General features: G+C 64.7%; 21 protein-coding genes and 1 pseudogene. 9 read left to right on the top strand and 13 right to left on the bottom strand.

Features of this window, described 5'->3' with window-relative positions; translation table 11 throughout:
* Positions 1-2 precede the first annotated feature (2 nt).
* The 4 genes from metG to ACFFJ6_RS21195 form a co-directional block, all read right to left on the bottom strand.
* The gene (metG, locus tag ACFFJ6_RS21180; RefSeq protein WP_378391542.1) at positions 3-1547 is read right to left on the bottom strand and encodes a methionine--tRNA ligase; all 1545 of its coding nucleotides are present in this window, start codon (positions 1545-1547) and stop codon (positions 3-5) included.
* An 81-nt stretch (positions 1548-1628) separates the two neighbouring features.
* Entirely contained in the window at positions 1629-2669 is a 1041-nt protein-coding gene (locus ACFFJ6_RS21185; RefSeq protein WP_378391544.1) for a DNA polymerase III subunit delta', read from the bottom strand.
* Positions 2666-3415: a dTMP kinase gene (gene tmk / locus ACFFJ6_RS21190; protein ID WP_378391546.1), complete on the bottom strand. Its 750-nt coding sequence runs from the start codon at positions 3413-3415 to the stop codon at positions 2666-2668. Before tmk ends, ACFFJ6_RS21185 begins: the two co-directional genes overlap by 4 nt.
* A gap of 2 nt (positions 3416-3417) precedes the next feature.
* Positions 3418-4674 carry a D-alanyl-D-alanine carboxypeptidase family protein gene (locus tag ACFFJ6_RS21195; RefSeq protein ID WP_378391548.1) on the bottom strand — a complete coding sequence of 419 codons (1257 nt, stop codon included), beginning with the start codon at positions 4672-4674 and terminating at the stop codon, positions 3418-3420.
* A gap of 162 nt (positions 4675-4836) precedes the next feature.
* Between ACFFJ6_RS21195 and ACFFJ6_RS21200 the strand changes: the two genes are divergently transcribed.
* Positions 4837-5784 carry an alpha/beta fold hydrolase gene (locus ACFFJ6_RS21200; RefSeq protein ID WP_378391550.1) on the top strand — a complete coding sequence of 316 codons (948 nt, stop codon included), beginning with the start codon at positions 4837-4839 and terminating at the stop codon, positions 5782-5784.
* Positions 5785-5819: 35 nt separating this feature from the next.
* Here the strand turns inward: ACFFJ6_RS21200 and ACFFJ6_RS21205 are convergent, their stop codons facing one another.
* Positions 5820-6767, bottom strand: a complete 948-nt coding sequence (locus ACFFJ6_RS21205; protein ID WP_378391552.1) for a septal ring lytic transglycosylase RlpA family protein — start codon at positions 6765-6767, stop codon at positions 5820-5822.
* A gap of 246 nt (positions 6768-7013) precedes the next feature.
* On the opposite strand from ACFFJ6_RS21205, the gene ACFFJ6_RS21210 reads away from it, so the two are divergent.
* Positions 7014-8192, top strand: a complete 1179-nt coding sequence (locus ACFFJ6_RS21210) for an AI-2E family transporter (protein WP_378391554.1) — start codon at positions 7014-7016, stop codon at positions 8190-8192.
* Here ACFFJ6_RS21210 and ACFFJ6_RS21215 read toward each other — a convergent pair.
* The 5 genes from ACFFJ6_RS21215 to ACFFJ6_RS21235 form a co-directional block, all read right to left on the bottom strand.
* A complete protein-coding gene (locus ACFFJ6_RS21215; RefSeq protein WP_378391556.1) occupies positions 8176-8478 on the bottom strand; it encodes an antibiotic biosynthesis monooxygenase family protein in 303 nt (100 codons plus the stop codon). The two genes, ACFFJ6_RS21210 and ACFFJ6_RS21215, sit on opposite strands and share 17 nt — an antisense overlap.
* Before the next feature lie 135 nt (positions 8479-8613).
* Entirely contained in the window at positions 8614-9849 is a 1236-nt protein-coding gene (locus ACFFJ6_RS21220) for a GGDEF domain-containing protein (RefSeq protein ID WP_378391558.1), read from the bottom strand.
* Between the two features lie 243 nt (positions 9850-10092).
* Positions 10093-10575 (bottom strand): 30S ribosomal protein S9, encoded by a 483-nt coding sequence (rpsI, locus tag ACFFJ6_RS21225; RefSeq protein WP_378391560.1) that lies wholly within the window; start codon positions 10573-10575, stop codon positions 10093-10095.
* Between the two features lies 1 nt (position 10576).
* Positions 10577-11041 (bottom strand): 50S ribosomal protein L13, encoded by a 465-nt coding sequence (gene rplM / locus ACFFJ6_RS21230; RefSeq protein WP_378391562.1) that lies wholly within the window; start codon positions 11039-11041, stop codon positions 10577-10579.
* A gap of 155 nt (positions 11042-11196) precedes the next feature.
* A complete protein-coding gene (locus tag ACFFJ6_RS21235) occupies positions 11197-11625 on the bottom strand; it encodes a PaaI family thioesterase (protein WP_378392249.1) in 429 nt (142 codons plus the stop codon).
* Positions 11626-11713: 88 nt separating this feature from the next.
* Between ACFFJ6_RS21235 and ACFFJ6_RS21240 the strand changes: the two genes are divergently transcribed.
* From ACFFJ6_RS21240 to ACFFJ6_RS21255, 4 genes are all read left to right on the top strand, one after another.
* Positions 11714-12541 (top strand): enoyl-CoA hydratase, encoded by an 828-nt coding sequence (locus tag ACFFJ6_RS21240; RefSeq protein ID WP_378391564.1) that lies wholly within the window; start codon positions 11714-11716, stop codon positions 12539-12541.
* A 132-nt stretch (positions 12542-12673) separates the two neighbouring features.
* Entirely contained in the window at positions 12674-13258 is a 585-nt protein-coding gene (locus ACFFJ6_RS21245) for a CoA-binding protein (protein WP_378391567.1), read from the top strand.
* A 90-nt stretch (positions 13259-13348) separates the two neighbouring features.
* Positions 13349-14629: an O-acetylhomoserine aminocarboxypropyltransferase gene (locus ACFFJ6_RS21250; protein ID WP_378391569.1), complete on the top strand. Its 1281-nt coding sequence runs from the start codon at positions 13349-13351 to the stop codon at positions 14627-14629.
* A 26-nt stretch (positions 14630-14655) separates the two neighbouring features.
* Complete coding sequence (locus tag ACFFJ6_RS21255) at positions 14656-15228, top strand: TMEM175 family protein (protein WP_378391571.1); 573 nt, start codon at positions 14656-14658, stop codon at positions 15226-15228.
* 191 nt (positions 15229-15419) lie between these two features.
* Here ACFFJ6_RS21255 and ACFFJ6_RS21260 read toward each other — a convergent pair whose 3' ends face one another.
* Both ACFFJ6_RS21260 and budC read right to left on the bottom strand, forming a co-directional pair.
* On the bottom strand, positions 15420-16499 hold the full coding sequence (locus ACFFJ6_RS21260) for a zinc-binding dehydrogenase (RefSeq protein WP_378391573.1): 1080 nt from the start codon (positions 16497-16499) through the stop codon (positions 15420-15422).
* Complete coding sequence (gene budC, locus ACFFJ6_RS21265) at positions 16496-17305, bottom strand: meso-2,3-butanediol dehydrogenase (protein WP_378391575.1); 810 nt, start codon at positions 17303-17305, stop codon at positions 16496-16498. Before budC ends, ACFFJ6_RS21260 begins: the two co-directional genes overlap by 4 nt.
* Before the next feature lie 82 nt (positions 17306-17387).
* Between budC and ACFFJ6_RS21270 the strand changes: the two genes are divergently transcribed.
* From ACFFJ6_RS21270 to ACFFJ6_RS21280, 3 genes and pseudogenes are all read left to right on the top strand, one after another.
* Positions 17388-19127 carry a thiamine pyrophosphate-binding protein gene (locus ACFFJ6_RS21270; protein ID WP_378391577.1) on the top strand — a complete coding sequence of 580 codons (1740 nt, stop codon included), beginning with the start codon at positions 17388-17390 and terminating at the stop codon, positions 19125-19127.
* Positions 19124-19288 (top strand): annotated as a pseudogene (locus tag ACFFJ6_RS21275) (TetR/AcrR family transcriptional regulator); the annotation flags it as partial. The gene ACFFJ6_RS21270 and the pseudogene ACFFJ6_RS21275, both read left to right, overlap by 4 nt.
* 6 nt (positions 19289-19294) lie before the next feature.
* A complete protein-coding gene (locus tag ACFFJ6_RS21280) occupies positions 19295-19798 on the top strand; it encodes a TetR/AcrR family transcriptional regulator (protein WP_378392284.1) in 504 nt (167 codons plus the stop codon).
* Between the two features lie 22 nt (positions 19799-19820).
* Here ACFFJ6_RS21280 and ACFFJ6_RS21285 read toward each other — a convergent pair whose 3' ends face one another.
* The gene (locus ACFFJ6_RS21285) at positions 19821-20921 is read right to left on the bottom strand and encodes a COX15/CtaA family protein (protein WP_378391579.1); all 1101 of its coding nucleotides are present in this window, start codon (positions 20919-20921) and stop codon (positions 19821-19823) included.
* Positions 20922-20938 lie beyond the last annotated feature (17 nt).

A 20938-nucleotide genomic window follows, 5' to 3' on the forward strand; every position in this document is an offset into this window, starting at 1 on the left:
CATCAGTCAGTCGCCGGCTCGACATAGCGCGGGAAAATCGGCGCCGGTGCCGGCAGCTTCGTGCCGGGCACGATCCGCGTCGGCAGCGCCGCGAAGTCGCGGGCATCCGCGGCGACGCCGAGGATGTCGAGCAGCTTGGCCGCCGAGGCCGGGATCGCCGGCTGGGCCAGGATCGCGACCTGCCGCAGCACTTCGGCGGTGACATAGAGCACCGTCTTCTGCCGCGCCGGATCGGTCTTGGCGAGCGCCCACGGCGCTTCGCCAGCGAAGTAGCGATTGGCTTCCGCCACCACCGCCCACACCGCATTCAGCGCCTGATGGATCTGCTGCGTCGCCATCGCGCTGCGCGCCTGCGCGATCATGCCGTCGGCCATCGCCAGCATCGCCTTGTCGGCCTCGCTGAACTCGCCATGCGCCGGCACTTGGGCGTCGCACTGCTTGGCCACCATGGTCAGCGAGCGCTGCGCCAGATTGCCGAGGTCGTTGGCGAGGTCGGCGTTGATGCGGTTGACGATCGCCTCGTGATTGTAGCTGCCGTCCGAGCCGAACGGCACTTCGCGCAGGAAGAAGTAGCGCACCTGATCGACGCCGTATTGGTCGGCGAGATTGAACGGGTCGACGATATTGCCGACCGACTTCGACATCTTCTCGCCCTTGTTGAACAGGAAGCCGTGGGCGTAGACGCGCTTCTGGATCGGGATGCCGGCCGACATCAGGAATGCCGGCCAATACACCGCGTGGAAGCGGATGATGTCCTTGCCGATGACATGGACGTCGGCCGGCCAGTAGTGCCAGTTGGCGTCGCTCTCGTCGGGGAAGCCGACGCCGGTGATGTAGTTGGTCAGCGCGTCGACCCAGACATACATCACGTGCTCGGGATCACCCGGCACCTTGACGCCCCAGTCGAACGTGGTGCGCGACACCGACAGGTCCTTCAGCCCGCCTTTGACGAAACTGATCACCTCGTTGCGGCGGGCGTCGGGCCCGATGAAATCCGGCTGGTCCTCGTAGAGCTTCAGCAGCTTGTCCTGATAGGCCGACAGCTTGAAGAAGTAGCTCTTCTCCTCGACCCATTCGACCGGTGTGCCCTGCGGACCGCGGCGCACCTGGTCGTCGCCGACGACGGTCTCGTCTTCGGCGTAATAGGCTTCGTCGCGGACCGAGTACCAGCCGGCGTAGCTGTCGAGATAGATGTCGCCGTTCGCCTGCATCCGCTTCCAGACTTCCTGGACCGAGCGGTGATGCTGCTCTTCCGAGGTGCGGATGAAGCGGTCGTAGGAGATACCGAAGCGGTCGTCCATGTCGCGGAAGCGGCCGGCATTGCGGGAGGCGAGCACGTGCGTCTCGACACCTTCCTTCTGCGCCGTCTGGATCATCTTCAGGCCGTGCTCGTCGGTGCCGGTGAGGAAGAACACATCCTTGCCGTCGAGCCGCTGGAAGCGAGCCAGCGCGTCGGTCGCGATCGCCTCGTAGGCGTGGCCGATATGCGGCGCGCCGTTCGGATAGGAGATCGCCGTGGTGATGTAGAATGACTTTCGCTGCGCCATGTGCGCGGACGCCTTTCAATGAACGATCGTTTGAGAGCGGCGGCGAAGACCATCAGCCGGCAGATCACGGCCGAAACGGCGTCAGCGCACCGCCTCCGCGAGCTGCCCGAACACCGAGAAAACCAGCGGCTTGCGCTCGAGATTATAGGCTTCGGTGTCGCGCGCGGCGCGGCCGATCTTTTCCCACACCTCCGCCAACCGTGCAAGGCGCGGCAGTTCCGCGTTGGCGTCGCCGGTGCGCAGCCGGCCGGCGACCCAGCGATCGATGCTGTCGACGAAGGCCTGCAGGGAGACGCGATCGGTACCGCCGATCGCCTCGCCCAACGCATGCAGCGCGCGCGGGTCGACATTGGGGAGGCTGTCGAGCAGCGCGGTCGTCTTCTGGTGCAGCGTCAGCGCGTCGCCGCCGAGCAGCGTCAGCGCGCGCGACACGCTGCCCTCGGACGCGGCAGCCGCATCGGCGAGCTTCGGATCACCGGCCTCGAGGTCCGTTGCCGCCACCGCGGCGCGGATCACGTCGTCGGTCGCCAGCGGCCGCAGCATCAGCTTGCGACAGCGTGACAGGATGGTCGGCAGCACGCGCGCCGGCGAATTGCTGATCAGCAGAAACAGCGACCGCTGCGGCGGCTCCTCAATGACCTTGAGCAGCGCATTGGCCGAGGAGGCGTTGAGATCATCGACGGTATCGACGATACAGACGCGCCATCCTTCGACCGCGGCGGTCGAGCCGAAAAAGCCAATTGTCTCGCGCGACTCGTCGACGGTGATGACGTTGCGCAGCACACCCTTGTCGTTGACGGAGCGCTCCAGCGTCAGCAGTCCGCCATGGGCTTCGGCGGCGACGTGGCGCACCACCGGATGCTCAGGATCGAGCGCCAGCGTCGCAGCGCCCTGCACCGCATCGGCCTGCGGATCGCGATGCGCGAGAACGAACCGCGCCATCCGGTAGGCCAAGGTCGCCTTGCCGATGCCCTGCGCGCCGCCGATCAGCCAGGCATGGGCAATCCGGCCGCTGCGATAGGCGTCCAGCAACGCCTGCTCGGCGGCGGCGTGGCCGAATAGTGCCGTGGTCTCGCGCGGCGGTCTGGCGGCGATTTCAGCGGTCCCTTTACGCGAACTCATGCCAATCGCGCTTTCGACTTGGATTTGGTTGTCTTCGCACCGGGCTTGCCCTTGTGCTTGCTGTTTGGCTTGGCCTGCGGCCAGCCGAGCAGCCGGTCCTGCACCGCCAGCCAGATCCGATCGGCGACGAGCTTCGGCTCGCCTTCCGCATCGATCAGCACGCAGCGTTCCGGCTCGGCCATGGCGATCTGCCGATAGGCGTTACGCAGCTTGCGGTGAAAGTCGGCATTCTCGCCCTCGAACCGGTCGGGCGCCGCATTGCCGCGGCGGACCGCGGCTCGCTTCAGTCCAATCTCGACCGGAATGTCGAGGATCGCGGTGAGGTCCGGCTTCATCGCCCCTATCGTCACGTCCTGCAAAGCGTTGAGCAGTGCCGGGCTGACGTCCCCGAGCTTGCCCTGGTACACGCGGGTCGAGTCGTAGAATCGATCGCACAGCACCCAGACACCGCGCGCCAGCGCCGGTTCGATCAGCGTACGGACATGGTCATCGCGCGCAGCGGCGAACAACAACGCCTCGGCTTCCGAGCCGCCGATCAGGCGACCGATTCCCGACAGCAGCAGGTGCCGGATAATCTCTGCGCCGGGCGAGCCACCCGGCTCCCGCGTCACCAGCGTCGCCTGCCCCAACTTCTCGAGACGTTCGGCGAGCAGCTTGATCTGCGTCGACTTGCCAGCCCCCTCGCCGCCCTCGAAGGTGATGAAATGGCCGCGGGATGAAGCGGTTTGTGAGGTTTGCTCAACCATTCTCAGAGCTTTGCCATGCCGGCTCGAAACACTCCGATGACCAACTCGCTGGCGCCATCCATGGCGCGCCGCATCGTCGAGCCTGTCGGATTCGCCTCCGCGGCCTGCAGCGGGATTTCGACCGCGAGATTCGGCCCGCGCCACACCCTCACCACACCTATCCGGCGCCCGGGCTCGACCGGTGCCGCGACGGGGCCCGTATAGACGATCCGCGCGATCAGCTTGTCGCTCCCGTTCTTACGCACCATCACCCGCACCGGCTCTGCCGGCGTCAGCGGCACATAGCGCTTCTCACCGCCAAACACCCGCGCGTAGCCGACAGTTGCATCGGAGGCGAACAGCGCGCGCGACTCGAAATTGCGGAAGCCCCATTCCAGCAGCTTCTTCGCCTCCGTGGCGCGGTCGTCGATGTCGTCGACGCCGTTGACCACCACGATCAGCCGCATGCCGTTCTGCACCGCCGAACCGACCAGACCGTAGCCGCCATCCTTGGTGTAGCCGGTCTTGAGGCCGTCGGCGCCGGGCATCAGATTAAGCAGCGGGTTGCGATTTGTCTGGCGGATCTTGTTCCAGGTGAATTCCTTCTCGCTGAACAGCTTGTAGTAGTCCGGGTAGGTCAGGATGAGGTGACGCGCGAGCCGCCCGAGTTCGCGCACGCTCATCTTGTTGGCGGGATCCGGCAGGCCGTTGGAGTTGGCGAAGCTCGATTGCGTCAGGCCGAGTTCGCGGGCCCGCTTGGTCATCCGCTCGACGAAAGCCTGCTCGGTGCCCGCGATCCCTTCGGCGAGGGCGATGCAGGAATCGTTGCCGCTCTGGATGATCGCGCCGTGCAGCAGATCGTCGACCGAGACGCGGCTGTGAATCTCCGCGAACATCGTCGAGTTGCCGGCCGGCGCGCCGCCGCGCCGCCAGGCGTATTCGCTGATCTTGTATTCGTCGGTGAGCTTGATCTCGCCTTTCGCCAGGAGACTGAAGACGAGTTCGACCGTCATCAGCTTCATCATGCTGGACGGCGGCCGCAGCTCGTCGGCGTTCTTCTCGAACAGCACGCTGCCGCTCTCTGCGTCGATCAGGATCGCGCTCGGCGCCTCGGTCTCGTAGCCGCCGACGACTTCTTCCTTCTTGGCGCCCTGAACGCTCTGGTTCGCGGCGAGCACCGGACCCGCGCCGATCGCCATCGCCAGCACGCCGGCCAACAGCGCGCGCCACGATGACGCGCGGCGCAAGCGAGGACGGGACAGCGACGTGAGCAAAGCCATGCGACAAGTTCCGGGAGCGATGTCGAACAACACGTGCGTTCTCGCATCGAGATCGGACAGCATGTCGCGGCCCGTTTTCAATTGTGGTGACGCGGGATCAATCCTATCGTGAGCGTCGCTGCGCTTCCACATAAACTCCAATCAATTCAGGGCGGAAACGGCATGGAATCGACGAGGACCGTCGCGGTCAACGGGATCGAATTGTTCTTGCGCGAGCAGGGCCAAGGACCGCTGGTGCTGCTCTGTCACGGCTGGCCGGAGCTATCCTATTCCTGGCGCCACCAGATCGGTGCGATCGCGAATGCCGGTTTTCGCGTCGTTGCTCCTGATATGCGCGGCTTCGGCCGCTCGAGCGCGCCGCAGCCGATCGAGGCCTACAGCATTTTCGATCTGGTCGGCGACATGGTCGCGCTCGTCGCCGAACTCGGGGAAACCCGTGCGGTGATCATCGGCCACGATTGGGGCGCGCCGGTCGCCTGGCATGCGGCGCTGTTCCGTCCGGACCTTTTCACCGCGGTCGCTGGACTCAGCGTGCCGCCACCGTGGCGCGGCAAAGGCCGTCCGCTGGAACAGTTGAGTGCGGCAGGCGTCACCAATTTCTATTGGCAGTACTTTCAGAAGCCCGGCATCGCCGAGAGCGAATTCGAGCGCGACGTCGCCGCCACCGTGCGCGGCATGTTGTGCGGCGGTTTCGCCGACCCAGGCCGCTCGCTGTTCATTCCGGAGGGCCGCGGCTTTATCGGCCGCTCGGCGGCGACGCTGCCGCTGCCGGACTGGTTGAGGGAGACCGAACTGGCCTACTTCATCGAGCAGTACAAAAAGAGCGGTTTCCGCGGCGGCTTAAACTGGTACCGCAATATCGACCGCAATTGGGATCTGACCGCACCGTGGCAAGGCGCCCAGATCCATCAGCCATCGCTGTTTATTGCCGGCGCCAATGACCCTGTGATCTCCGACAAGATGAGCGGCAAGCATCTTGCCGCGATGGACCGTGTCTTGCCGAACCTGAAGCGCAAGCTGATCATCGACGGCGCTGGCCACTGGATCCAGCAGGAAAAGCCGTCCGAGGTCAATGCGGCGCTGATCGACTTTCTGAAACAGGTGACGTGACGGGCGCGACCGCCCGAAAGGCGTCGCGGACTGGCTCAGTAAAGTCCGCGCGCCGACAGCAGGTTGCCGATCTGGTCGTCTGAGCGCTGCGGCGCCGCGCTCTCGCGCGGTTCGGCGGACGCATAGTTGCCGTCGCTGTCGTACGACACCATACGGGTATTGCGAGCCAGCGTGCGGCCGTTGTTGCGGGAGCTTCGCGAAGCCGAGATTTCGGACGTGGCGCTGACCGAGGCTACATCGGCTGAGGTATTGCCCAGCGAATAAGGACGGCCTTCGGGCATCGGAACGTCGCCGCGAATAGCACGGCTCGCGATCCCGCCACCTTGCATGTCCGGCACGAACGGACGCGCCGACGCCACCCGCACCGTCGACGGCGCCGGGGCTGGTTCGTTGGTGCGCAGCGTCGCCATCAGCTGGCGGTCGTCGGAGCCTTCGAGCGGCGCGCGGCCGACATATTCGACGCGGACGCGTGCAGTTCCTTTATGTTTGAATTCAAGAAGTTCTGCGGCTTTGTTAGAAACGTCGATGAGCCGGTTGCCGTGATACGGGCCGCGGTCGTTGATGCGCACGACCAGCGAACGGCCATTGCTCAAATTGGTGACGCGCGCGTAGGACGGGATCGGAAGGGTCGGATGTGCGGCGGACAGCGACGCCATGTCGAACACTTCGCCGTTGGCAGTCAGCCGGCCGTGGAAGTCGGTGCCATACCAGGAGGCCAAGCCCTCGGCGCGGTAGTTTACGTCTTCCTGGGGCACGTAGACCCGGCCTGCAACAACGTAAGGCTTGCCCACCCGATACGTCCCGCCGCCCTTCGGCACTGGCTCGCCCAGACCGACAACCCGGGGACTCGACGACACGCCGTATTTCGGATCGACTCGGCTGAAGGCCCCGTTCTGCGCGCAATTGGCGAGAGCCAAGCACGCACCAGCGGCGGCAACGACGCGCGCGGCCCGGCCAAACGAATCTCGCTCGCGAATCCCCATAGATCCCCAAATATCATTACCGTGGTAAGCCGCCCATTCCGGACTTGCCCGAGCCACGACGTCGCCACCGGCCCACAACAGCAGCGACCAGTGACCATATCGCAGAGCGATCAAGGCGAAAATGGGGTGACCCGTCACATGGTTAACGGAGGCCTTCTGCTGCCCGCGGCGCAGCGCGGCTCCCGCACCCGCTTGCGTCGCTGGCGATTTGACGGAATGCTCAGGCGCTCATCAGAGGAATCGTCCGTGACCATCCCAGTTCTCGATCGGATCCAGGCTCGCAACGATCTCGCCTGGGCGATCGCCATCGGCGGCATCAGCACCGTCGCGTTCGGCGCCCTGCTCTATACCTCGTGGCATTTTGCCGGCACGCTGTTCCTGATCTTTGCCGGCATTCTGTTCGGTGTGTTTCTCAACGCACTGACGGAGCTACTCGGAAAGGCGGTCGGCGGACCACATGGCGCGCGGCTGGCGCTGGTGTGCTTCCTGCTGGCTGCGATGTTCGTCGGCATCTCGGTGCTGGGTGGCAGCACGATCGCCCAGCAGGCCACGGCGCTGTCCGGCACCATCAAGACGCAGATCGTCAACGTGAAGAACTTCCTGGAGCATCAGGGCGTCGACACCAGCTTCATGGAGCTGAACGCAGGTCTCAACGCCGCCAACACGGCCAACGCCGGAAGCACTGCTGCCGAGTCACAGCCGGCGCCGCAGCCGCGCAACCTGCCGAGCGCCGGCGAAATCGCTTCAGGAGGCGGCGCGATCGTCAGTCAGACGCTCAAGCTGATCCTCGGCACCATCGGCGCCGTCGGAAACTTCTTCATCGTGCTGTTTCTCGGCCTCGCCTTCGCGGCGCAGCCGGACGTGTATCGGCGCGGCCTCGAGCGCGTCGCGCCGTTGCGCTATCGACCACAAGCCAGCGCCATCGTCAAAGACACTGGCGAGATGCTGAAGCGGTGGTTGCTGGCGCAGCTCATCACCATGACGGTGGTGTTCGCCGTGACCGCGACCGGGCTGTCGCTGATCGGCATCCCGGGTGCTTTCATCCTCGGCATCCAGGCCGGGCTGCTGGCGTTCATCCCGACAGTGGGCGCGATCCTCGGCGGCCTGATCATCGTGCTGGCGGCGATCGCATCGGGCTGGTTTGCGGTGCTGAGCGCCTTCCTGCTGTTCCTCGGCGTGCATGCGCTCGAAAGCTACATCCTGACTCCGTTGATCCAGCGCCAAGCGATCGACATCCCGCCGGCGACGCTGTTCGCGATGCAGATCCTGCTCGGCATCGTGTTCGGCCTGTGGGGCCTGGCGATGGCGCTGCCGCTGATGGCAATCGGCAAGGTGGTGATCAATCACCTCCGTGCCGAAGGTCCGGGGCCCGACGTCGTGACCAGCGCCCCGCCGATCGTGTTGGCGCCTAGCCCGGAATCGTAACGACCGTGTTGGTGTGCTCGACCTCCGGGGGCGCCGCGAAGAAAGCGCTGACGAGGCCGCGCCATTCGGCGAAGTTTTCGGAGCCCCGGAAATCCACAGTGTGGTTCTCCAGCGTCTCCCACTTCACCATCAGCCGATAGCGCTGCGGCTTCTCGATCGAGCGATGCAGCTCGAAGCCGTGGAAGCCCTTCGAGCGGCCGAACGCGGCGCCCGCCTTGGCCACGGCGGCTTCGAAATCGGCTTCGCTGCCCGGCTTGATGTCGATCTGTGCAATTTCGGTGATCATGCGCGGCGTCCCTCGCTGTTGTCTGAGGGCAAGAGCCTTATCGCAGCCCGCGCCGCAATTGAAGCGGACGAGTGGACGACGGCTCAACTTGGCCGTCGTGGCTGTTCGCAACGGAGGGGGAGGCCTTAAGCCTCGTTACGCGCCGATGCTCATCGCATTGCGGGCGATCACCTGCTGGCGCGGCTCCTGGCGCTGTGCGGCCCGGCGACGGCCCTGCTCCAGCGACAGGGGTTCTTCGACCGTCGCGACCACGCGGTTCCGGCCGCCGCGCTTGGCTTGGTACAACGCCGTGTCGGCGGCTGCGAGCAGCACCTCCAGCTCGATATTCGCCGGTCCGCCGGCGATGCCGATGCTGACCGTGGTGGCGATCGGCGCGCCGTCGACTTCGAGGCCACAATTCTCGAATGCCTCGCGGACCCGCTCAGCGGCGGTCATGGCCTCATCGATCGAGCACGGCAACAGCGCCGCGAACTCCTCGCCGCCGATCCGGCCGCACAAATCCGACATGCGCAGCGAGCCCGAAACGATGGCGGCGAACAGCTTGATGACCTCGTCGCCGGCCGGATGTCCGAACCGGTCGTTGATCGACTTGAAGTGATCGAGATCGAAGATCATTACGGTCACGGGGCGCCCCGCCTCGGCCTCGCGCTCGATCATCCGCGCGGTCGCTTCCGAGAAGCCGCGGCGGTTGAACAATCCGGTCAGCGGGTCCAGCGATGCGGCGGTCTTATGGGCGCGGACGGTGCGCTCCGACACCAGCATGAAGATCACGAACACAGTGCCGACGGCGTACAGCACGAGCTCGATCGCGAAGATCAGCACCCAGATGTTGTTGGAGGTGCCGATACCCTGCGTCGGCAGCAGCTCGGCCAGAATGATCGGCAGCATCAGAACGGCGCCGTGCAGCAGCGGCACCAGCATCGCCGGCCATTGCCGCTTCATCGTCTTGCGACGCTCGGCGAACAGCTGGCCCGCCGTAAGCGCCGCGTAGATCGCGACCAGGCCGGCCCCGATTGCAACGCGGAGCGACGATAGCTCTTCCGGCAGGCTGACGACCGCCGCGGCCCAGGCGATCGCGCCGAGCACGAGTCCCGGCCAATTCGGCTTCAGCCCGTGAAAGACCCGCGCGGCATTCCATACCATCCCGCAGGCGATGAAGCCGGCGCTGGCGAGCGACAGCACCACGATCTCCGGGACGTAAGGACTGAGAAACTGCCACTGCGCCACCGCTGCGGCCCCGAGCAGATAGGCACAGCCCCACCAATTCAACGCCCGGATTTTTTCCTGCCGTCCGAAGTACAGCAGCATTCCCCCAAGTAGCGTGCAGATCAGCGTCGCAACCAGGAATAACGTCGAGAAATCAAGCGACATGATGCGAATTTCCAGGCGAGTCGAGTGAGCAGTCTGCAACGCGACGGATGTGCGGAAGTGCCCCGTATCTTTTCCAATGTCGTTGCACCGCGTTGAAATCGCGTGTGTGCAAAGCCTCGCTTTGACGGCGAAATTTCCAAAAATGCAATGTAACGGCGGCTCGCGAAGCGGTCGGCGAGCGTGGCACAAACAAAAAGGGCGTCCCGGAGGACGCCCTTTGCAGAAAGTCGATGACGCGAAAGATCAGCGCTTCGAGAACTGGAAGGAGCGGCGGGCCTTCGCCTTGCCGTACTTCTTACGCTCGACGACGCGGCTGTCGCGGGTCAGGAAGCCGCCCTTCTTGAGAACACCGCGCAGCTCCGGCTCGAAATTGGTGAGCGCCTTGGAGATGCCGTGACGAACCGCACCGGCCTGGCCGGACAGGCCGCCGCCGGCGACGGTGCAGATCACGTCGTACTGACCGGCACGCGCCGCGGCGACCAGCGGCTGCTGGATCATCATGCGCAACACCGGGCGGGCGAAGTAGACCTCGACCTCACGCGAATTGACGGTGACCTTGCCGGCGCCCGGCTTGATCCAGACGCGTGCGACCGCGTCCTTGCGCTTGCCGGTCGCGTAGGCGCGGCCCTGCTTGTCGACCTTCTTGGTGTAGGTCGGCGAGTCCGTGCCGGCGACAGCGGTCTTCAGCGCGCCGAGCTGATCGAGAGACTGAATGGTTTCGGACATCTTATGCAGCCCTCGTGTTCTTGCGGTTCAGCGCGGCGATGTCGACCTTCTCCGGCTGCTGAGCTTCGTGCGGGTGCTCGGCGCCAGGATAGACGCGCAGATTGCCCATCTGGACACGGCCGAGCGGACCACGCGGGATCATACGCTCGATCGCCTTCTCGACGACGCGCTCCGGGAAACGACCCTCGAGGATCGCCTTCGCAGTGCGCTCCTTGATGCCGCCGATGAAGCCGGTGTGGTGGTAATAGACCTTATTGTCGCGCTTGCGACCGGTCAGCACAACCTTGGCGGCGTTGATGATGATGACATTGTCGCCGCAATCGACGTGCGGCGTGTAAGTCGGGAGATGCTTGCCGCGCAGCCGCATCGCGACCAGCGTGGCGAGCCGGCCGACCACGAGACCAGTGGCGTCAATAATGACCCACTTCTTCGTGACTTCGGCGGGCTTGGCCGAAAACGTCTTCATGAGAATTGATCCATGACAGGGGGAAATTCGGCGCGATGCACCGGACTTGGCGCGCTTGTAGATAACCCCCGGGCCGTCGTCAATCCCCGCTGGTCCAGAATAATCTAACCATTTCAGCTAGTTGCAAATATGGTGCTATAATACCCTCAAAAAGATCAAGTCATTGGAATGGAATAGGTCGACGTGACATGGGCAATCGGGTCCGGCGACGTCCCCGACAGCAGCGACACCTCCCCGACGGCCAGCCGCTTGCCGAGCTTCAGCAGCCGCGCCACCGCGACCACGTCCTGCCCGGGTTGGCCCTTGCGGAGGAAATTGATGTTGAGATTGGTGGTGACGGCCAGTGCGACCGGGCCGATGGCCGATAGCAGCACCACGTACATGGCGAAGTCGGCCAGAGCCATCAGCGTCGGCCCTGAGACGGTTCCGCCGGGGCGCAGCATGCGGTCGCTGTAGCGTTGCCGTAACAGAGACGTGCGACCATCCGCGGATTCAATCGCGATGTCGCCATGGCTGAACGCCTGCGGGAACTCGCGATTCAAAAACGTTTCGAGTTCGGCTACGCTCATTCTCGCATGTGTCATGTCGTTCCCGCCCTGCTCTCGCTTCGACGGGTTTGTTACAATAAGGTGACGCTCGTTCCCAGCGCTGGATTCCCCTTCGGATGATTTCATGACAGCCCTGCCCGTCATCGCGGCGACCGCCCCGTCGCCGATCCTGCTGCGCGAAACGATCGACGGTGGTGTCGCGGTGCTGACGCTGAATCGGCCCGCCGCCCGCAACAGCCTGTCGCTCGAACTGATCGCCGATCTGCACGCCGCTCTGGATCTGATCGCGCGAGACGATGGCGTCCGCGCCGTCGTCATCGCCGCCAACGGCCCGGCATTCTGCGCCGGCCACGATCTCAAGGAGCTGACCGCGCATCGCAACGATGCCGATCGCGGCCGCGCCAGCTTCAGCCGGACGATGACCGCCTGCAGCGCGATGATGCAGGCGATCGTGCTGCTGCCGAAGCCGGTAATCGCGGCGGTGCAAGGCATCGCGACCGCGGCCGGTTGTCAGCTGGTCGCGAGCTGCGATCTCGCGATCGCTTCGGAGCAGGCCGGCTTTGCGACGCCGGGCGTCGATATCGGCCTGTTCTGCTCGACCCCGATGGTGGCGCTGTCGCGCAACGTGCCGCGCAAGCAGGCGATGCACATGCTGCTGACCGGCGAGCCGGTCCCCGCCGCCGAGGCGCGTGCGATCGGCCTCATCAACAACGTGGTGCCGCACGGCACCGAACGCGACGCGGCGATCGCGCTCGCGCAGAGAATTGCCCGCAAGTCGTCACACACCATCAAGGTCGGCAAGGAAGCGTTCTACAAGCAGGCCGAATTGAGCCTCACCGACGCCTACCACTACGCCTCGCAGGTCATGACCGACAACATGATGGCCCAGGATGCGGAGGAAGGCATCTGCGCGTTTCTCGAAAAGCGCGAGCCGGAGTGGAAGGACAAGTGAGCAACCAGCACGAGCCTCATCCTGAGGAGCGGCCGCAGGCCGCGTCTCGAAGGATGATAGACCCAAAACTCATGGTTCGAGACGGCGCCTTCGGCGCCTCCTCACCATGAGGACCTCGGATATGTTGAGCAGATGAATCACGACAGCTACCCCGACAACTACATCCGCCAGATCCTCAACGGCGTGAAGACGATCGCGATGGTCGGGGCGTCGCCGCAAAATGTACGGCCGAGTTACTTCGCGTTCAAATATCTCGCGGAGCGCGGCTACGACATGATTCCGATCAACCCTGGCCAGGTCGGCAAGTCACTGCTCGGCAAGCCGTTCGTGGCCAGCTTGCGCGACATCGAGCGTCCGGTCGACATGGTCGATATCTTCCGCGCCTCCGCGCATGTGATGCCGATCGTCGAGGACGCGCTTGCGCTGGTGCCGCAGCCGAAAGTGATCTGGATGCAGCTCGGTGTTCGCAACGACGAGGCCGCGGCGCTTGCCGAAGCCGCGGGGCTCAAGGTCGTGATGAACCGCTGCCCGAAGATCGAATACGGCCGGCTGTCTTCTGAGATCTCGTGGATGGGTGTCAATTCGCGGACGCTCAGCTCCAAGCGTGCCCCCGCTCCGGTCAAGGGCATGCGCCTGTCGCTCGATCGCACCAGCCTCGCGGGAGCCGATACCGTCGCGTCGGATCGCGCCGTGCGCGAACGCGGCGAGAGCAACTAAGGAAGCAATCGCCATCGACCTTGCTTGACCTTCCGCCGGGTTGCGCTCAGATAGCGGGAAACCATCAGCCCAATCGACGGAGGATCGACCATGACCGAACGCAGCCCGGGATTTGCCACGCTTGCGATTCACGCAGGCGCGCAGCCGGATCCCACCACCGGGGCGCGGGCGACGCCGATCTACCAGACCACGTCCTTCGTCTTCAACGATGCCGACCACGCCGCCTCGCTGTTCGGCCTTCAGGCGTTCGGCAATATCTACACCCGCATCACCAATCCGACGACGGCGGTGCTCGAAGAGCGCGTCGCGGCGCTCGAAGGCGGCACCGCCGCGCTCGCGACCGCGTCGGGTCATGCGGCGCAGCTCGTCGCGCTGCAGCAACTGTTGCAGCCCGGCGATGAATTTATCGCCGCGCGAAAACTCTATGGCGGCTCGATCAATCAGTTCACCCACGCCTTCAAGAGCTTCGGCTGGAACGTGGTGTGGGCCGATCCGGACGATTTGCCGAGCTTCCAGCGCGCCGTCAGCCCGAAGACCAAGGCGATCTTCATCGAGTCGATCGCGAATCCGGCCGGCAGCATCACCGACATCGAGGCGATCGCCGAAGTGGCGCGCAACGCCCACGTGCCGCTGATCGTCGACAACACGCTGGCGACGCCCTATCTGATCCGCCCGATCGACCACGGCGCCGACATCGTCGTGCACTCGCTGACCAAGTTTCTCGGCGGCCACGGCAACTCGCTCGGCGGCATCATCGTCGACGCCGGCACCTTCGACTGGTCGAAGGACGGCAAGTATCCGATGCTGAGCGAACCGCGCCCCGAATATCACGGCCTGAAAATCCAGGAGACGTTCGGCAACTTCGCCTTCGCGATCGCCTGCCGCGTGCTCGGCCTGCGCGACCTCGGTCCGGCGCTGTCGCCATTCAACGCCTTCCTGCTACTGACCGGCATCGAGACGCTGCCCCTGCGGATGCAGAAGCATTGCGAGAACGCCAAGGCGATCGCCGAATTCCTGTCGACCCACAAGGCAGTGTCGGCGGTGAATTACTCGGGCCTGGCGTCGAGCAAGTACAACGCCCTCGCCCGCAAATATGCGCCGAAGGGCGCCGGCGCGGTGTTCACCTTCAGCCTCAAGGGCGGCTATCAGGCCGGCGTCGATCTGGTCTCCAACCTCAAGCTGTTCTCGCATCTGGCCAATGTCGGCGACACGCGCTCGCTGATCATTCACCCGGCCTCGACCACGCACAGCCAGCTCGACGATGCGCAGAAGACCGCAGCCGGCGCTGCGCCCGACATGGTCCGCGTCTCGATCGGCATCGAGGACAAGGAAGACCTGATCGCCGATCTCGACGAGGCGCTGGGCGGCTGACGCCGCGGCGTCGCGGGGGATCGGCGATGATCGGCCATTTCGAATCGCGGCGGCTCGAGCAGCTCAGCAACACCATCTTCGGTGTGGCGATGACGCTGCTGGCCTATCAGGCCCCGCGTGAGAAATTCGCCAGCGCCGATCCGCAGTGGCATGAGATCTGGCACCTCTACGGTGCCTTCCTGTCGACGCTGCTGCTCAGCTTCATCGTCGCCGGAATGTTCTGGTACAGTCACCAGCGCAGGCTGACTTATGCGACCGACGCAGGTCGCATCGAAGTGCTGGTGAACCTGTTCTTTCTGCTGTCGATCATCGTGCTCCCGGTGACCTGCGGCCTGTACGGCAACAACTACGACTCGCCCAACATCACCACGCTCTACAGCTTCAATCTGCTTATGATTTCGCTGTTCAACACGGTGCTGTGGGCGATCGCTGTCGCACGCAAGCGCGACTGGCTGACGTTGATCACGCCGGCCTCCGCGCTCGTGGTAATGAGCGCCGCCTTCGTGGGATGCCTGATCGACCCGCATTGGCCGAAATTCATCTGGCCGCTGGCGTTTCTGTCGCCCGCAATCAGCGCATGGATCGAGAGGCGGCGTTAGCTGCCCGAGCAGCGCGACAGGGCAACTTTTAAGGCTCGCCGAACGGCTGCGAAGTCCTCATCTGGGCATGCCGACCTTCGTCAGAGGATCGGGGGCGACAATGGTTTGGCCGCCGCGGTTATCAAACGACAGGCGATGCAGACCCATTCATTGCAGACTGGATCTGCATGCCGAGGAGGAAAAAGCCGGAGCTAAGGCAGTCCCGGGTTGACGAGTAGTTTGATGCATTCATCGGCGTTCGAAAGCGCCGAAAAGGCATCAGCCACGCCCCCGCGGCCGACAGTCCCGGAGATGAGCGGCGCGACGTCGCAGTATCCCTCGGCGATCGCGTGCAGCGTGGCGGCGAATTCACCGGGGCTGTAGCCGAACACGAAGCGCAAGGAGAGCTGTTTGTTGATCGCCAGCGATGGCTCGATCGTATCGCTTTCCATACAGACGCCCACTACGATGATCGTCGCCGTGGGCGGTGATTTCTCGATCAGTTGCTGCAGCATGCCCGGCACGCCGACGCATTCGAACACGACGGCATCGCGGACGGTGCGACCCTGCAGAGTAGCTGCGCCAAAACTCGCCAGTGTTGCAGGAACATCAAGAGACTCCCAGCGGTCATGCGGCGAATGCTCGCGGGGATCGATCACTTCGTCGGCGCCGAGCGCCACGGCGGCGGCACGGCGGTGTGGCGAGAAATCGCTGGCGATCACCGGGCCGATCCCCCGCGCCTTGAGCGCGGCGATCACCGACAGGCCCACCGGGCCGCAGCCGATCACAAGCGCCACGCTGCGCGGTGTCAGCGGTGCACTCGCAACGGCATGAGCTCCAACGGCCATCGGCTCGGTGAGTGCGGCGCGGGCTTCATCGAGCCCATTCGGCACCTCGAGCAACAGGGCCTCTTGGAGCACCATCCTTTCGGCAAAACCGCCCGGGAAGCGGTTCGAGTAACCGACAAGCTCGCTTCCCGCGGGGCCGAATGCGGCCGGTACGGAAACCACCTTGGAGCCTGGAGACAGCGTCTTTTTGCAACCAGGCCCGTAATCGAGGACTTCGGCGCAGAATTCATGGCCGAACACCACGTCCTGAGTGGAGTCGAGGTTGCCTCGTCCGCCCGCGCGGCGGGTGAGCGCAATCATGTGGTCGAGGTGATGGAGCGCGTGAAGGTCCGATCCGCAGATCCCGCACACCAGCGTCTTCACCAACACCTGGCCCTCGCCTGGCGTTACTTCGGCAATGTCCGTATCGACCAACCGGCCGGCGCGCCTGACGACAGCCTTCATTGTGCCTCTCCCGCCAAGGCGGCCATGACACGGGGTAGATTGGGTTGTCCGGTATGCGCGGTCAGTCCGCCATCGACGGGCACTGAGACTCCGGTGACGTAGGACGCGGCATCGGAGGCGAGAAAGACGATGACCTGCGCGATCTCCGCCGCACTTGCGAACCGGCCCAGTGGCACCCGATCTTCCCAGTCGGAGCGGAGTCCCGGAATGCCTTGAATCCCGGCGAGGATCGGCGTGTCGACCGGACCAGGGCAGACCGCATTGACCCTCACCCCATCGCGGGCATGATCAATTGCTGCAGTACGGGTCAGATTGATGACGCCGGCCTTGGCGGCATTGTACGCCGCGAAACCGAAATCACCGGCCATGCCCGAGGCCGAGGCGGTGTTGACGATTGCCCCGGCCCCCTGCGCCACCATCACCGGCAGCACGGCCTTGCACCCGAAAAATACCCCGTCGAGATTGATCGCGAGGACCTTCCTCCATTCCTGCACCGGCAGTGCAGCGATCGATGACAGGCTGCCAATCCCGGCGTTGTTGACCAGCACATCGATCCGCCCGAAGGCCGCCACAGCGCCGTCGATCAGCGCTTTGACCGCGTCGAAATCGGATACATCGGTGGCGATGAACCGTGTGCGTTCGACTCCGAGTTCAGCGACCAAAGCACTGCCCGCGTCCGCGTCGAGATCGCCGATCACCAGACTCGCACCTTCGGCGTGAAGCAATCGTGCGGTTGCCGCGCCGATCCCCGACGCTCCACCTGTGATGACCGCGACTCTGCCACCAAAGCGCGTGCGCTCATTCATCCCTTGTCCTCCCAGTTCGATGCTTATACTTATAGCGCACTATAATAACAGCGCCGCAGACGCTGCAACAGGGAGGACTATGATGGCTGAACACGATCGCCTGGTCGGCGGACAATTGCTGGCAAAGACACTGAAAGCCGCCGGTGTAAGCCAGGCGTTTGCGTTGCACGGCGGACATCTCGAAGCGCTACTGAAAGGCTGCATCGAGGAAGAAATCGCATTGATCGATTTCCGTCACGAATCGTCGGCCGGCCATGCCGCCGATGCGTATGCGCGTGCGACCGGAAAGCTGGGGGTGTGCATCGTCACGGCCGGGCCAGGCTTCACCAACGCGCTCTCGGCGATGACAAATGCGCAGCTCGATGGCTCACCGGTGCTGTTCATCGTCGGCGCCCCGCCGCTGCGCGAGGTCGAAACCAACCCGCTCCAGGGCGGGATCGATCAGGTTGCGATGGCCCGGCCGGCGGTGAAATGGGCGTTCTCGATCCCCAGCACAGAACGCATCGCCGATCTGACCGCGATGGCCATCCGCAAGGCGATGACGTTGCCGCGGGGCGCTGTGCTGCTCGAAGTGCCGATCGACGTGCTGCACATGAGCGTCGCTGCTGAGCGCGCCACTCCTCCAGCCGGCGCCAGCGTCAATCCGCGCCCCGCGCCCGCGCCGGACGAAATCGCGCGCATGGCGGCACTCCTACGGGCGGCAAAGCGCCCTGTGCTCATCGCAGGCAATGGCTCAGCTAATCGCGAGACTGCAGCCGCGCTGTGGGCGCTGTGTGCCAGGGTGCCACTGCCGGTCTTCACCAAGTCGTTGGCGGCTGGGATCCTGCCGCCGGACCACCCTTGCAACGGTGGCGCTGCGGGCAATCTGGCCTTGCTGCCGATGCTGGGAATCGATCAGCCAGATCTGGTCATCCTGTTAGGCGGCAAGCTCGGTCTACTTCTTGGCGGGCGTTCGGGCGCAATCGTGCCGCACCGTGCAACCTTGGTGCAGATCCATGGCGATGCGGCGGAGATTGGCCGAATCCGTGATGTCGATCTGGCAATCCTGGCGGACTGCGCCGAGGCGGCGCGCGCGCTCGACGCCGCTTTGCAAGGCGACCGATTCCAGGAGATGGAGGCTTGGCGTACGCAGGCTGTTTCGGCGACCGGGGTTTTCGCAACCATGTTCCCCGAACTGGAGACCGCGCGAGGCATCCATCCGTACCACGCGGCCTGTGCGGTGGCTGAAGCGGCTGGGCCGGGTGCGACCTATGTGTTCGATGGCGGGGAAGCGGCGTCTTGGGGCGCTGCGGCAGCGGTCGTCGATCGACCGGGAGCGGTGCTCAGTCACGGTTATCTGGGCTGCCTGGGAATCGGGCCGGGTTTCGCGATCGGCGCGCAGCTCGCTTCGCCGGAACGCCGGGTGATCCACCTGACCGGCGATGGGGCGCTGGGATTCCACTTGCAGGAACTCGACACGATGGTGCGCCATCGCTTGCCGATCGTCACCGTGGTTCTCAACAATGAAGTCTGGGGAATGTCGATCCACGGGCAGCAAATCATGTTCGGCAACAACTATCATGTGATCTCGAAGCTTGGCGGAACGCATTTTGCCGACATCGCTGGCGCGTTCGGCTGCCATGCGGAGCGTGTGACCCGGTTTGCCGACCTCGCGCCAGCGCTGGAGCGGGCCTTCGGCAGTGGCGGCCCGGCGTTTATCGAGGTGATGACGGATGCCGACGTGGTCCATCCCGTTACGGTGGCGATGCTTGGCCAGGTTAAGGAAGGCAGCAAAGACGTGTTGATTCCCTATTACGAGAATATCCCGGCAGACATGAAATGACGCTATCGGCGAGCACCCTCGAAACCCGGCGGCGCGTGCTGGTTGCTGCCGCGCACGCGCTGATCCGCGAATCCGGCGGCGCCGGGTTTTCGATGGTTCAACTCGCCAAGCGCGCGGGAGTCAGCCCCGCGACGCCCTACAATCTGATCGGATCAAAGGCGGACTTGTTGCGGCTCGTCGTGCGCGACGAGTTCGCCGCGTTCGAGGCCCGCCTCGCGACCCGCGCTCCGGGATCGCCGCTTGCCCGGCTTGAGGCGGCGATCGATCTGGTGGTGAAGCATTACTGCGCTGAACCCGCATTTTATCGGGGCCTCTACGCAGCGATGCAGGGCGAGCACGCCGCCGAACTACGCGGGATGATGGTCGCCGAGGGGCAGCAATTGTGGTGCGCGATGGTGCGTGGGGCCATCGATGCCGGCGAACTCGAGCGCGTCGTGAATGACGAGGCATTTACCGCGGTCCTGCTGCGCGCGATCGCTGCGACCACGGAGGGCTGGCTGGCGGAGAACTGGAGCATAAAGCAATTCGCGCAACAGATGTATCTCGCCACCCGCCTGCTGCTGCTGGGAGTCGCCGGCATAAGGCTGCGCGATCGGATCATCGCCGAGCTTGCGCCATCGCATCAGCCCGCTAAGCCCAAGAAGCCGACGAAAAAGAGCTCGAAGTCGTAGCCGCCCTCGCGAGCACCCCTGTTCAGACCGGCGTGGTGGAGACTGCAATTTGGTCTGCTCGGCGATCCAGCGTGGCTCGACTCTCACGAGTCGCGGTCAGCCGCTCAGCCTGCAGCACCGCCAGCGTCAGCACCACCAACGCCATTGCCTGATGCGCCAGAGCGAGGTCGATCGGCGCGGCATACAGCACGGTGAAAATGCCGAGCGCGGCCTGAGCGGTCAGCGCCAGGAACAGCAGCACCGCCCCGCGAGCTGCGGCCCCTGCTCCCGTCCGCAGCGCGTCGATCATATGCAGCGCCGCCAGTGTCCACAACGCATAGGCCAGCATGCGGTGATCGAACTGCACGGTGAGGTGATTGTCGAACAGGTTCTTCCACCACGGCGTCTCGAACCACAGTCGCGCGGCATCCGGGATCAGCACGCCATCGATCGTGGGCCAGGTGTTATAGAGCCGGCCTGCGCGGAGGCCGGCGACCAGGGCGCCTGCATAAAGCTGCACGAATGTCAGTCCGAGCAGCGCCACCGCGGTCGCCTTGAGACGCGCCGGCGCGGCGGCGCGTCTCCGGCCCGACAGCCGGCGCAAAGTCCAGACGATCGCGGCGTAAATGATCAGCGCCAGCGACAGGTGGGTGGCGAGCCGCACTTGCGACACTTCGGTCCGCTGCGATAGCCCGGACGCCACCATCCACCAGCCGACCGCGCCCTGCAGCGCGCCGAGGGCAAAAATTCCCCACAACGCCCGCTTCCATTCCGGCCCGATCGCACCACGCCAAAGGAACCACAGGAAGGGCAGCAGATAGGCAATGCCGATGACACGGCCCAGCAGCCGGTGGCTCCACTCCCACCAGAAGATGGTTTTGAACTCGCCGAGCGTCATGCCGGCGTTGAGCTCGCGATATTGCGGGATCTGCTTGTAGCCGTCGAACGCGGCGTGCCATTGCGCATCGGTGAGCGGCGGCAACGTGCCGGTGATCGGCTTCCATTCGACGATCGACAGCCCGGACTCGGTGAGCCGCGTCGCGCCGCCGACGAGCACCATCACGGCGATCAGCGCGGCCACCAGAGTCAGCCAGATCCGGACGGCGCGAACACGGGACGGACGAGGTGCCGCTGCTGCGGTCATAAAGCATACCTTGAACG

The sequence above is a fragment of the Rhodopseudomonas telluris genome, from assembly GCF_042432815.1.
GTDB lineage: Bacteria > Pseudomonadota > Alphaproteobacteria > Rhizobiales > Xanthobacteraceae > Rhodopseudomonas > Rhodopseudomonas telluris.